Here is a 13,317-nt window from a genome sequence, read left to right as displayed (position 1 = left end):
AAAAGTGTTTATGTATAAAATTACTGAACAGAATTTAATTGAAATGAAGCATTTTTTCTATTTCCTATTCCAAAGAATTCGATATTATTAATGATTGAAGTCGTCGGCTTGTCGAAACTGTCGTGGGGCAATGCCGCGAAAGTAAAATATTTTGGGCTTTTGTCCTTGCGAGTACTCGTACAAAGCAATACTTTAAATTTATTGTCAGCGGCTTCGAATGCTATAACAAGTCACCTTAATTAATGTCTGTTATTTTTGCCATAGAATGGTTTGTCTCTGCAGTGAAGATAACGTCTGTGCTAGAGAAAACTAATATATAAAAAGTTACGCTAAAAACCGTTAGACTAAAATATGTTGATCAATTTTCCAAATTTCCTTTTTCTAGCTCAAAAAAGTAACTGGAAACAATTGCGGCAATTGAATAGCAGATTAAAGGCTGAATAATTCCGATCGAGTACAATAAGCAAAGTGTTATACCAATGCCAAGAATTGTGGTAGAAACCAAAATTAGCCTTACCCATTTTTTGTTAGTTCTATTATATTTCTTAAGCCAATAGAAGACTAAAATATAAATAATTAGGGTAGGTATAGAGAAGGCTAAACTCGCAGCCGATAGTATGAGCGTAAACACAATTCCTTCTTCCGCCCCTAATCCCTCTGTTAGAATAAAAAGAATGGCACCAAGTAATAAAGTGCTTCCCCAATGTTTAAAAACGTACAACCAATTCATTTATGGCTTATTTAATTGAGACAATTCTTAATTATACCATATTGATCTTGCAATCAATAAAAATTAATCCTCAGCTTTTTTCATGACGTAAATAATACCAGAAGTTCCGCCCGATCCATCACTGCTTCGTGTTAAATCGAACGTATTCACTAATTCATAACCGATCTTAGACATATAATTCAATACGGCAGCATACGATTTTTTATTGGTCAGGGTGTCAGACAACTTTTGGCCTTCTTTAATCTGCTCATCTGAATCCCCTAAGTCAACTTTCACCTTTAGTTTTCTCGACAGGAGTTTTCCCTCCACCTGAATATACGCATAGGAAAAGGTCGTTTGTAGCTCGGTTTGAATGCTAACATCAGATTGTGCTGTACTGTTATTTAAACAACAGACAATAAAAAAAATGATTAATGATAACTTATACATAATACTTAAGATACAACTTTCTCTGACTTGTTTAAACAATTTGGATTCGAATAACCTTCTTCAGCGGAACCAAACCAAGAGCGATTACGATGTAATACTACATTCCCACTTCTTTCAAAATATCAGCTCCAGTATATGTTAATATATAGCTTTGAAGACTACTCTTAGTGGCTTTTTTCGTCTTTCTTATCAGCTCCATTTTTTCTAATATATTTACTGTTCTCACAACATTATTAGTATCATTGACCATTCCTACTTTCCGAAATAGATCGCCCCTTGTTTTTTCACCTTCATTTAGATATTCTAACATTAAAGCCATTTTTCGAAAGGATGGATTGACTTTAATCTTATCTTCATTCACTAAGTTTAGTTGGATTAGTTCAAATATTTGCTCTAATTTCGACACCAGTTCGAAAAGCGGATCTATTTCTTCTGGAAACTTTTTATCCGAGCGCTTATATTTTATAGGGGATGTTTGGGTCTTGACTAGTAGTCCAATATTTACCAAAGAATTTAGAGAATTCTGCACTTTATTTGCTTCAATATTTATTTTGAAATTTGTGGAAATTAGCGCCGTTAATTCCGCAGCAGTTACGGGCTCTTCAAGTAGCTTTTCCGGAAGAGCTCTTTGCATAATTACTTTTTGAGGTTTTGTCTCCTTGTCTGAAATATCACAAATAGAAGGGCTTTCGGGATGATTTTTTTTCAAAATTACAGTTAGCTCTCTCCATGTTAAATTAAAAGAAGGCCTGCACAAAACATCCTTTTCTATACCGATAAATTTTATATATTTCGTCTGCTCGTCTATATTAAAGTATTTATGAGCCTTCTCAATTCGTTCTATTGATCCTCGGTTGATTCCCGACTTATTAGCCATTTCTTTTCGACTAAACAGTAGTTTTTCTCTAGCTATTTTGAGATTTTTTCCAATGATAATATTGATATCCTTTGCCATATATTAATTTATGGCGGTTTGTGAAAAAATATATTATTTATTTCTATGAATTATTATAGCAATTCACTAAGTTTGCGTAAATAATTTCTTCTCTTAAAGAGAGGATTTATGGTATTTAAAATAAAGAGTCTTGCGGTTGCAATTTCTGAAGCCGTAACGCAGGGCGGTAGTTTAAATACCCACGTCTATTCTTATTTAAAAGCTTTTATTATATTTGCTTTAATAAGGTGGATGTGGGCCTACTGTTAGTCCGTGTTACGTAAGGCTTCAGAAACTTTTTCGCAACCACGGCATGTAGGCCCACATTTATCTAAAAATGTCCTATCCCAAGACTCGTTTAGCCGATAACGAGTTATGATTATTAAAAACAAACATTCAAAAAATCCCAATCCGCCTTAGTTCTATTAAGGCTAGAGGTCTGTATGGCCATCCGAAAAAAGTGTCATTGTAAATATATTATCTGCTTTGTGTAACCAATTAGAGACTACTATATCGGAACATTTTTACGAGTTATTCTAATGACCTGATCCTGCGTCTACGCGAGGAAAAGGAAAGATTATGACCATTTTTAAAACCTTAAAATGAACAATTTTATAAGGACTGGGAGAGGTATTGCCTGTTCAAAACAGGCAGCCCAGTATGTAAATTTAGTAAATACACAACCTAGGTGTATTGAAAGTAAAACATATAGCTTAAGAGAACTACTGACCATAAGGACTCTTTTAGTAATTGCTACTGTATTTTATATGTTTAGTTTATCGGCTCAGACGCCCCGCAAGGACAGCGGGGCCGAAGGGCTGAAAATAATTAAACCACTAAAAATAGGAGATACAGTTCCGGATGAATTTTGGACTGCATCCTTAAACGCTATGTACAACAGCTCTAATAAGAATGCAATAGCTCTTACGGAACTCAAAAATAGAAAACTGATCATTCTGGACTTCTGGGCGACATGGTGTGGTGCCTGTATTGGATCAATACAAAAGTATGTTAAAACGGATCCGTATACTGATGCAGATATAGCATTCCTCGGTGTCACTTATCAGGACAGGGAAGAAGTCACCAAATTCAACGAAAGGTTTAAGCTTAACTTTCCAACAATAATCGGCGATACAGTGCTCAGAGCATATTTTCCCTATAGAATAATTCCGCATATCGTAGTCATCCAACAGGGAAAAGTTTTGACTATTGCCCACTCTGAAATATTGTTACCTGAAAATGTCCAAAAATTGAAAGGAGGTAAATATGAAGAATATCTTGCAAAGAGTGATATCCTTGATTTTGATAAAACCAAAGTCATCCTGGACCAAAAAAGCAGTAGAATTAAGAATGCAATAAAATCCAGGACGGTTATAATGGGGCCTATCAGTGGACTTTCAGCATTTGGATCTTACAAAAAGACTGATAGCACACAAAGGCTCTACCTAACAAATCATAGCCTGTTGTTTGCAATGTACAAGCTCCTTGATGTCTATTGGCATAACCGGATCTTTTTAAAGATAAGTAATGAAGATCAGTTCGACTACTTCGGGTTCGAAGATCAACAAAAATTTCCTTACACTGTATGGTTAACCAAATATGGCGCTGGCTTAGAATCTATCGCCCCATTGAACATCCCAAAAAAGGAATTAAAGTGGAATGCATTGATCGCACTGCTCAATACAAATGGATATGACCTTTCAGTCGTTGAGAAAGAAGTGGAAACCAAACTGATATATCCAACAGGAAATAAAAAGTTACATGCGCCAGCCGATAATGTGACGATTGAGGAACTGCTGAAATCGCTGAACTACCAGCAAAAGGATATGCGAAGGGTTCCAATCTATTTGTCCAGTGATTTAATCAATCTGCAGGACAGGATTTCTATAGATCTCCATAGAATAAGGGATGAGGAATATTTACAGAACATATTGTCTAGATATGGGCTGAAAATCAAAAATCAGCGCTCTAAACAATCAATTATAGAGGTAACAGAAAGGAGAAGCTTATGAAAACGACTTACTTAATATTCTTGCTTTTCATTTTTATGAAGACGGTGAACGGTCAGGCTCAGGTAATAAAGATAAAGATCACCGACGTGGATAGCTTTAATCCGCTGGAAGAGGTAAATGTCAAAGCACGAGATTTTGTCGCAAAAACTGACCATGAAGGATCTTTTCTTTTGAACAAGTTTAATATGGACAGCTTGACCTTTACGCATGTCAGATACAAAACTGTTACGATTGCATTGAGTCAGCTGCTTAAAGACAGGTCCGTCACTTTGGCCAGCAAAGACAATATGCTCGAAACGGTTACAGTCAATACAGGATATCAGAAAATAAATCAGCGTATAGCATCAGGCGCATTCGATAAAATTGATCTCCGACGAAGTAAAGATGTATACGCTAGCAATATTTTTCAGAAGTTAGAAGGCAATTCTCCAATACTATTCGATAAGACCGGGGATAGCAAACGGTCGATGACTATCCGTGGATTGAGCAGTATCAATAATACAAATCTTCCCCTCATCGTGCTTGATAATTTCCCATACGAAGGTGATCCGAACTGGATCAATCCGGAAGATATCGAAGATATCACAATATTAAAAGATGCTGCTGCTTCAGCTATTTGGGGCACCCGTGCAGGCAATGGGGTTATAGTAATTACAACGAAAAAAGGGAAATACAATTCTCCGAATCGGGTCACAATAGCAAGCGGTGTGCAGATACAGGAAAAACCAGACCTTTATTCCTTAAATCGGATTTCTTCTTCGGGTGTTGTAGATCTCGAAAACTTCCTGTTTGAACAAGGCCGTTATGATAATCAAAATTCCTTCAACATGCCTTATTTTTCGACTGTAGTAGAGCATTTAATAGCCATTAGAGATGGGATAGGAGATCGAAAGGATCATGAGCAAGCTATAGCGAACTACAGAAAGCTTGATGTCAGGGACGATTATAGTAAGTATATGTACCGAACGGCTGTCAACCAATATCAGAACTTAAGTATTGAAGGCGGTAGTAGGAACTTGCGTTACCAATTTTCTGCGCGAATGGACAACAATACTGGGACACTGGACGAAAAACTGAGAAAGAGTCTATTGAGAAGTTATGTTGAAATTGAACTGCATCCAAAAATCAGGCTTTCAACTGATCTTCAATATGTAGACAATAATTTTAAAGAAGGAAGAACTGCCTATAGTCCAACAAACGGTAGACCATACCTAATGCTTGCAGACAAAGATGGGAATCCGATTAGACATGCTAAAAATAGGGTAGGATATCTTGACACTGTAGGGCAGGGCCTCTTAAATGACTGGTTCGAATACCCGCTTATAGAATACAAGAAAAAGCATTCTATACTCGCATCAAATATGGTACTCGCAAATGTGACAGCTGATATCAAACTATTGAAGGGACTGAATCTGCAGGGAAATTATAGTTTCCAATTTGTATCCACCCGGGATAAGCAACGTTATGATGAGGATAGTTATATGGTCAGAAATCTGATCAATTCCTATGCTATGGTAGATTATGCCAAAGGAACGGTGACATCAGCAATTCCTAACGGCGGTATTCTGGATCAATCTGATCAGATACAAACGACGCATAATGTGAGATTTGGTGTAAACTATGAAAAGAGGTGGCGGGGTTTGTTGTTTACAACTTTACTGGGAACAGAATGGAGACAGACAAATGCCGAGAGTGCTCAATACAGGTTCTATGGATTTGATCCCGACACTTATACTGTTTCAAAAGTAGATTACCGGAACCCATACACTCACTTTATTGATAAATCGACCATATATGTTCCATATTTAGATGATAAGCGCCTTAAAATAAACCGTTCACGATCTCAATATGCAAATACATCGGTTTCTTATAACGGTAGGTATGTCCTGACAGGGAGTGTTAGGCGGGACGCTTCAAATCTATTCGGAGTAAAAACGAATGAAAGGTGGCAACCGCTATGGTCTATCGGCTACAAATGGAATCTTTCGGAAGAGCGTTTCTTTAAGATTGCATGGATAGATGCGCTGAGCCTACGCGGATCATATGGTATCAGTGGAAATGTGGATCAATCGCGCTCAGCCATTACAACTATTCGCTATACAAATCCGGACCGCTATACCAATTTACCACAGGCTATTATTTCCCAGTACAGCAACCCTGATCTGAGGTGGGAAAAAAATACAATCTGGAATACTGGAATTGATTTTTCATTTATTTCGGGTAAGATCAATGGTTCTCTGGACTATTACAAAAAATGGGGAACTGACCTTTTTGGCAGATATCCCGTGGATTATACGGCTATACCAAACAAGGGTGTACTTCGGAATATTGCCGCAATGAAAGGCAATGGTTTTGACCTGAAAGTCAATGGAAATATCCCGCTTGGAAATCGTATTTTCTTTACGCCCCAGCTTATGATGAATTTCAATAACAGTAAAGTCACCGATTATTACTATGAGGGCAATTATGCTTATGAGTTTCTAAGTTATGGCACTTCAGTAACGGGACAGGTAGGTTATCCGGTATATTCTATTCTCGCATATAAGTGGAATGGGCTAGACGCTAACGGAAATCCTGTCGGGGAATTGGATGGTCAGCGTTCGATCGATTATCCAAACATCAAATTGCAGGATAAATCCGTACTCGAATACAAAGGTAGTGTAGTTCCCCGCTATTCGGGTTATTTTAACCCCGGTATATCTCTAGGAAACGTTGATGTCTCCGCCAGTTTCCTATATAAATTTGGATACGTATTTAGGCGGACTCCAGTAGGATATAATGAATTGGTTGCCATGGGTGGATTAGGCGATGGTAGTGGAGATTTTGACCGGAGATGGAAAGTGAGCGGTGACGAAAACAAAACAGATATACCTTCTTTTATTTATCCTGTTGATACTGAGCGCAGTTCTTTCTATCAAAGTTCTTCCGTTTTAGTGGAAGATGCAAGCCATATACGTTTACAGAATCTTTCTGTAGGATATAAATTCAGGATCAATAAAGCTGTTTCCGGAAGGCTATTCTGCAATGCAGCTAATCTGGGAATTATTTGGAGAAAGAACAATAAAGGAATTGATCCCGATTACCTTTCACAATTCACGCCTAAGAAACAGATTTCTCTAGGCATTAATTTGACTTATAATTAGAAAAAATGAAAACGTTCAACTATTTTTTATATCTATTGATCATTCTTCAGATTTCATGTAAAAATTTCTTGGATGAAAAACCTGATGCCAGTCTAAAAGAAGCCAATAGCCTCGGAGACCTAGATGCGCTCTTGAACAATACTAAGATCATGAATTATTATAGCATGGGACTTGGCGAGGCTTCTGCTGATAATTACTACGTCGACAAATCTAGCTGGGAAGCATTTGATCAGCACGAAAGACAGTTATATACATGGGGAGAAGAAATCTTCTACCAGTTTTACCTCAATCCTTGGCTGGATTATTATAAGAGCATATATTACAGCAATCATGTATTGGCCAAATTGGATAAGATCGCTTCTGAGAAGAAAATAGAGGGGCATGCAAAGGACCTTAGGGGAAAGGCATTGTTCTTTAGGGCATTTGGTCACTATAAGCTGCTTTCCCTCTTTTCTAAAGCGTATGATATAGATGCTTCTAAAACTGATCTTGGCATCCCTTTAAGACTGAGTGATGATTTTAACATCCCTTCCGAAAGGGGAACAGTAGAGGCATGTTATCAACAGATACTAAAGGATCTTCATGAAGCAGAAAGTTTATTGCCATTGAAATCAGATAATATTCACTTACCGTCAAGGATATCAGCTTATGTGCTACTTTCATGGATTTATCAGGCCCGAGCTGAATTTGATCAATCAATTCTGTATGCTCAGAAAGCACTTGAAATCGATAGCAAACTTAAAGATTATAAAGACTATTCACAGGAAGCCAGATATCCGTTTTTTGGTTTTGATGATGAAATCGTTTATATAGTGGCCGGAGGAGGAATCTATAACCTACTTGGAAAGTCCTATTGTAAAATTGATACACTATTATATTCTTCATATAACACCCATGATCTTAGAAAGAAGCTGTTTTTTGAAAGAAATAAAGATGGATCTTATAATTTCAAGGGGTCTTACCTCGGCTCCCGAGGGCTTTTTATGGGACTCACAGTAGCGGATGCCTACCTCAACCTGTCGGAAGGATTAATACGGCTGAATAAAACAGAGGAAGGACTGCGATTTCTTGAAATTTTCCAACGTCATCGTTATGATGAGACTTATAGCCCGCCGCTTGCGTCAATGTCGCAAGAGAGCGCCTTAAAACTAGTTTTGGATGAGAGACGAAAGGAATTCATCATGCGGGATTCCCGATGGGGGGATATCAAACGGTTAAATAAGATTGATGATGGGTTGATTATTCCTGCTCGCAAGTTAGGTAACAGCGAGTTTTCGCTTAAGAGAAATGATAACAGATATGCGTTACCATTACCTGCTGAAATCATTGAGCTGACAGGCATGCCCCAAAACCCAAGATAAAACTAAAAGGAGGGGCAGCCGAGCTGTCCCTCCTTAAAAACTATCCCATTAATTTGAAAATGCCGGTCTTTCGGCAGCTTCGTAATCATCAGGATTATCGGTCACATTACCCAATGACATGGCCGGTTTTGTAGCGTCGGATGGGTGTGGAGTATCTTGAATTTCACAGATATATATCCCTTCACCGCATTCTACCTGTCCATTACCAGGTTTGGTCAATGCATAATTATTGCGGTTATTAACATCCGCAGGTGTTGTACTATTTAGTTGATAATAATACGTTTGAGTAGCAGGTTGCTCCTCGATAATACTAACCTTATTTTCCATTGCATTCACTGCGAATGCAATGCCTAGTGTTAATGTCAACGCCGATCCGACGGCCATTAGACTTTTTTTGATGATTTTTTTTGAAATCATATCTGGGTCTTTTTTATAATTGCAAAAAAAGGTTGCCTCAAAAAACTTTGTTAATTATAGTGTTATGGGTGTCTTTTAGCAGACCTCGCTGGCTGGCTTTGCATCCCGATACGCTGCCATCCTGTTCCCAGATAACCCCTTAGGGCTATCCGGGATCTCCGTGAACAGTGCCCCTTTACGGTTGTGCGACCTTCGCTGTACAACTCTCTTCTGGGCGAAGGCAATACGATGCGATAAAGTGTCCAGCTGAAGCGGGTCTTTGACCAGCCTGCAGACCAAAGCCTTGGGCATAAACAGCAGATGCACCTGCGCCCTGAAGGACGAGTATAGCTTTCTGATCCAGCAGAAAAGGGCTATTATAAAGTTCAATATACCGTGCATCCTGTTCATACAACTTTGTTTTACCTGGTCCATTTATCTGTTCTCAGCGGCGCATCCTTGGTGCGGCCTGCCCACCGGGCTTTTATTATTTTTTCATTTTTATCCCGCTAACTTTTTCGTCGTTAACTTATACCAAAGTTCGGTAGTAAAAAGCAGGAGGACTTGACCGAAGCTGGAGTCGGGTATGTACAGGATTGAAATAATGAAAGGAAATAGGAATAAAAAATCCCCTTGGGAAGGGGATGGTAAGTTATACTTTCAAAGGAATTGTTGTTGCTTCTCGGATAATCTCATCGACGAATAAAAGACATTCCCTTTCACTTCCAAAAGTTGGAGAAATTTTACGATCTACACGATAAAGAACATGATCGCGTATCTTGGATTCGTCAAAAGAGGAACAGACAATTACATACTTATTTGTCAGGTCAATCTTCGAAAGAAGATGATTCACTTCAAAATAATCACCTCCACTGGTCAAGATCAATATCTCAGCTTTAGCCGCGGACAATTCCAACTTTTCTTCACGAATTTCTACTAAGCGTGGGTGTTTGGGGAGGGTGGCCACAATATCCACTTTTGACATATTAAATATTTGCCATATCATATAACTATAGGTCTTTTTAATTGGTAATGATTGGCGTGGTGAATCTACCTTTTTCGCATTGGACAAAAGATAATAAAGCATATGCCGTTCATTATAAATATCTTCAACTTCTTCGGCAGCCTTGAGTAGATTTTCATCAAGCTGATAGTTTTCCGGAAAATGGGAAGTAGCTATTTCAATAAAATTATGCAAAGAACCATCTATTAGGGAGTTATATTTAGGATAACTTTCTCTCGAAATTTTCGTTTTCTCGTCAAATGGTTCAGTTTCAAAAAATTTTCCGATAGCTTTGGCAAATCCCAAGGCTCTTTGAATTAATTCTTTCATGATTGTAGGTTACAATTGCTAATTTAATAATAAAGATTTAAAAATAATCATAGGTTATTACGCTCAAAAAATTCCGTTGCCGTCATGCCCGTTTTGTTTTTAAAAAAGCGGGCAAAGCTGCTGGGTGAAGCGTAGCCCAATTCATAGGCGATCTGGTCGGTAGGCATACCATCTAAAACATATTTTTGGGCCAGATCCAGTACAAATGTGGTCTTCATCCCCTTGGGGCTGTGCCCATAATAGCTGTGGATAAGACGATGTAGATAGTCCACACTGATTCCGAGCAACTCGGCTATATCATCAACTTTAAAATCATGGCCGTATAATGAAACGAAGTGCCGCATGTGATCATGTGCTTCTTTAGCCTTTAGTTGGGCCTCCGAAATCTTATGATATTCCTCAAAGATCTTCTCCTTGGAGAGCTTGATCAGTTTCTTGATACCCCATAGTATATTATCTTCACTATCCAGATCTCCTTTCTTGAGATTGCTCAAAATGGTTTTGATCAATAAGGAGGTGCGTTTGCCAACTTTAAAGTCTATACTGCTGCTACTTTGATCGGATCCATTCCGAAAATCGGCAATCAAGTCATATAAATAAGGAAATGGCTTCTCATTACCATCCCGGAATATTGACCCACGAAAGTAAAAGTTAAATACGAAGTGGCGACCGGCTGGTACCCATAGCTCATATTCTCCTTCGGGCAGATAAAAAAATCGTCCCCGTTGTGGCGCTATGGCTTGACTGACATGCGTTTTCTTATCCGTCAGGATAATACCTTGGTCGCCCTCTGGGAGATAGAGCATATGTAGATCGTTTCCTTTGATCTCGATAGGGATTCTCTCCGTAGCCTCAAGGTCAAAATCCAGGCAGTTGATAAAACCCACAAGACCATCAAACTGCTGGTGAAGCAGATAGCCGATGTCACTGCGATAGGCTATCGGAGGTGCAGCCGCAAGTTTTAAATGTGGCGCAAAATCCCGGGGAATGTCATCGACCTTTTGGAAGCGATGGCTTAATTTAAAATGTGTATTCTTTTTCATAATGAAGTGATTAGGTAAATATTGGCGATTTTGGAAGGTAAAGGAAGGAGCAGGGCTATCGGAACTGCTCCATACCTTTGAGCTGCTCTGGTTATGTACCGTAACTGATCCTGACCATAAGCGGTACCCGTAAAGTTTTCAGCGTAGCATTATCATTGAGATCCTGCCAGTCTTCAAGACCAAATACTTGCGTCTCCTTGCGATCAGGAATATCTTCCTCTTGATCTTCCTTCGTAAAATTGACGATGTAGCCCGCTTGATAGGTGTTGGCTATTGCGATGGCAATTTTTTGCTTGAAATCTGGATCCATGGACTGAATCTGCTGCTGTTGGCTAGTGGTCAAGGCAAACCACTGATTCATCCAGGTATCAAAATCTGTTCTAATCAGACTGATGACAGCGGCTTGTTGTAAAGCTGTTAGCGTTTGGAAATTTGCTTGCGCATTATCGACGCCAATTTGGGTAAAGGGTTCTTTAATCATAATTATTTTTCGTTTTGATAGCTCAAAATTGACTAATTAATTATGTTTAAACAGCACTATTCCAGCCCAAAAGAGCTAAGGAAGGGTATTGATGCGTTTAGAATACGATTTTCGGAATAAGGTAGAAAAATAGATACGTTGGCAGCGTTTTATCGATTGTCACTAAAAAATAATAGCTGCTTAATAAATAAGAAAATTGTAAAAAAATATAGAAATTGTGGAGAATATTTACAAATTAATTAGATTTAGATAGCTTAACCGATTAGAATTTGACGAAAAGTAACCTATATGAAGTTTTTGAAAGAGAAAATTGCGCTGTTCATTACGCATCTAAGCCATAATTGGCTCATCTATGTTTTTATAATCATTTTTCCTTTTTTGTACAATAGGATTTCAATCAAGGAATACTTTTGGATAAATGGGCCGATCTTTGATGAAAAATTTGGAATACGCTATTTCCTCACAGTCGCCTTGATGGTCTTTTTATCAATACTTTTCTACAAGATCGAAAAGTATGGTCGTTACCGTGACCGCGACGCACAATATACATGGAAACGTTTCTGGTGGAAAATTCTTTATTTCTTTGGTCCCTTATCTTTTGGTCTAACCATTTTTATTGCCTTCACGATAGGCCTTTATTTTGAATTTGACCACAAGAAGGTGTTTTCCCTTCATCTATCGAGGCATTATATGTTTTTTATCTTTATGTCTATCGTATATGCCTTTTGGTTTGAACGGCTTGCTGACAAACGTAGAAGAAGGGAAGATAGCACGAAGCCGCTTGTGCTAAACGCTGATCAGGCAGATCCGCAATTGCACTGGATGCAGGGCATCAAGACGGTCATTGATTTCTATGCACGTGACACCAAGGATTTTGTAAAAGCAGAGCTGGCTAGTATATTCATGAGGCTCCAACAAAATATACAGCAGCCTTCAGTCGACAGTGAACGATTTGTGATTGTCGACACGGCTATTGCACCACTGGAGTTAACTTATTTCTTGTTTTATCATAAGCGGTCAATTACGGCCGCCGCAGAACGCGACGAACGTGGCCATTTCAAGCTGCACGCTATTGTATTTATCCGCTCGCATGCCAAAGGCGAAGCTTTTGTCATACTGACTGATGGATCAGAGCTGCAGGCCAACGGAATTATTGAATACCTCAAAAAACATAATTTGCGGCATTATTTCCCAAAGATCAGTAAGACCATTTCGGTCAATCTACTGCACGTCAACCTCGCTCACCCAAGAAACGGACAATTGGTAGAGCTGCAAGTGCAGACAAAACAGGCCATGTATGCAAATATGAAAGATAATGAAATTGTAAAAATCGGGAGCATAGGTCCCCGGATAAAAGATTATGTAGGTGATTTTTGGAAAAACAAGGAACACTTGCCACACGAGGTTTGGGATACTTATGTGGTAATTGACTGACAGATGTCCCGATTATAAACC

Annotated in this window: 12 protein-coding genes; 4 read left to right on the top strand and 8 right to left on the bottom strand. The window is 38.6% G+C overall.

Annotated elements, in window-relative coordinates; all coding sequences use genetic code 11:
* Nucleotides 1-358 precede the first annotated feature (358 nt).
* The 3 genes from B4A24_RS03800 to B4A24_RS03790 all read right to left on the bottom strand — a co-directional run bounded on the left by B4A24_RS03800 (nucleotide 359) and on the right by B4A24_RS03790 (nucleotide 2,114).
* Complete coding sequence (locus tag B4A24_RS03800; RefSeq protein ID WP_293942778.1) at nucleotides 359-730, bottom strand: hypothetical protein; 372 nt, start codon at nucleotides 728-730, stop codon at nucleotides 359-361.
* Between the two features lie 63 nt (nucleotides 731-793).
* Nucleotides 794-1,159: a hypothetical protein gene (locus tag B4A24_RS03795; RefSeq protein WP_293942776.1), complete on the bottom strand. Its 366-nt coding sequence runs from the start codon at nucleotides 1,157-1,159 to the stop codon at nucleotides 794-796.
* A 97-nt stretch (nucleotides 1,160-1,256) separates the two neighbouring features.
* Nucleotides 1,257-2,114: a helix-turn-helix domain-containing protein gene (locus tag B4A24_RS03790; RefSeq protein ID WP_293942774.1), complete on the bottom strand. Its 858-nt coding sequence runs from the start codon at nucleotides 2,112-2,114 to the stop codon at nucleotides 1,257-1,259.
* 581 nt (nucleotides 2,115-2,695) lie between these two features.
* Between B4A24_RS03790 and B4A24_RS03785 the strand changes: the two genes are divergently transcribed.
* Genes B4A24_RS03785 through B4A24_RS03775 form a run of 3 tightly spaced genes read left to right on the top strand, consistent with a single transcriptional unit; the run spans nucleotide 2,696 to nucleotide 8,609 of the window.
* A complete protein-coding gene (locus B4A24_RS03785) occupies nucleotides 2,696-4,105 on the top strand; it encodes a peroxiredoxin family protein (protein ID WP_293942772.1) in 1,410 nt (469 codons plus the stop codon).
* Nucleotides 4,102-7,248 carry a SusC/RagA family TonB-linked outer membrane protein gene (locus B4A24_RS03780; protein WP_293942770.1) on the top strand — a complete coding sequence of 1,049 codons (3,147 nt, stop codon included), beginning with the start codon at nucleotides 4,102-4,104 and terminating at the stop codon, nucleotides 7,246-7,248. Before B4A24_RS03785 ends, B4A24_RS03780 begins: the two co-directional genes overlap by 4 nt.
* A 5-nt stretch (nucleotides 7,249-7,253) precedes the next feature.
* Nucleotides 7,254-8,609 carry a RagB/SusD family nutrient uptake outer membrane protein gene (locus B4A24_RS03775; protein ID WP_293942768.1) on the top strand — a complete coding sequence of 452 codons (1,356 nt, stop codon included), beginning with the start codon at nucleotides 7,254-7,256 and terminating at the stop codon, nucleotides 8,607-8,609.
* A gap of 48 nt (nucleotides 8,610-8,657) precedes the next feature.
* Here the strand turns inward: B4A24_RS03775 and B4A24_RS03770 are convergent, their stop codons facing one another.
* From B4A24_RS03770 to B4A24_RS03750, 5 genes are all read right to left on the bottom strand, one after another.
* On the bottom strand, nucleotides 8,658-9,026 hold the full coding sequence (locus B4A24_RS03770; protein WP_293942767.1) for a hypothetical protein: 369 nt from the start codon (nucleotides 9,024-9,026) through the stop codon (nucleotides 8,658-8,660).
* A 175-nt stretch (nucleotides 9,027-9,201) separates the two neighbouring features.
* Nucleotides 9,202-9,420, bottom strand: a complete 219-nt coding sequence (locus tag B4A24_RS03765; RefSeq protein WP_293942765.1) for a hypothetical protein — start codon at nucleotides 9,418-9,420, stop codon at nucleotides 9,202-9,204.
* A 237-nt stretch (nucleotides 9,421-9,657) separates the two neighbouring features.
* The gene (locus B4A24_RS03760; protein WP_293942763.1) at nucleotides 9,658-10,338 is read right to left on the bottom strand and encodes a hypothetical protein; all 681 of its coding nucleotides are present in this window, start codon (nucleotides 10,336-10,338) and stop codon (nucleotides 9,658-9,660) included.
* Between the two features lie 47 nt (nucleotides 10,339-10,385).
* Nucleotides 10,386-11,381 carry a helix-turn-helix domain-containing protein gene (locus B4A24_RS03755; protein ID WP_293942761.1) on the bottom strand — a complete coding sequence of 332 codons (996 nt, stop codon included), beginning with the start codon at nucleotides 11,379-11,381 and terminating at the stop codon, nucleotides 10,386-10,388.
* A gap of 91 nt (nucleotides 11,382-11,472) precedes the next feature.
* Nucleotides 11,473-11,862, bottom strand: a complete 390-nt coding sequence (locus tag B4A24_RS03750; RefSeq protein ID WP_293942759.1) for a hypothetical protein — start codon at nucleotides 11,860-11,862, stop codon at nucleotides 11,473-11,475.
* Between the two features lie 288 nt (nucleotides 11,863-12,150).
* Here B4A24_RS03750 and B4A24_RS03745 point away from each other — a divergent pair, with 288 nt between their 5' ends.
* Entirely contained in the window at nucleotides 12,151-13,296 is a 1,146-nt protein-coding gene (locus B4A24_RS03745) for a hypothetical protein (RefSeq protein WP_293942757.1), read from the top strand.
* Nucleotides 13,297-13,317 lie beyond the last annotated feature (21 nt).

The organism is Sphingobacterium sp. UBA7249, from assembly GCF_002472835.1.
GTDB lineage: Bacteria > Bacteroidota > Bacteroidia > Sphingobacteriales > Sphingobacteriaceae > Sphingobacterium > Sphingobacterium prati.
The sequence above is the reverse complement of the archived record's forward strand: the minus strand, read 5'-3'. Positions and strand labels throughout refer to the sequence as shown.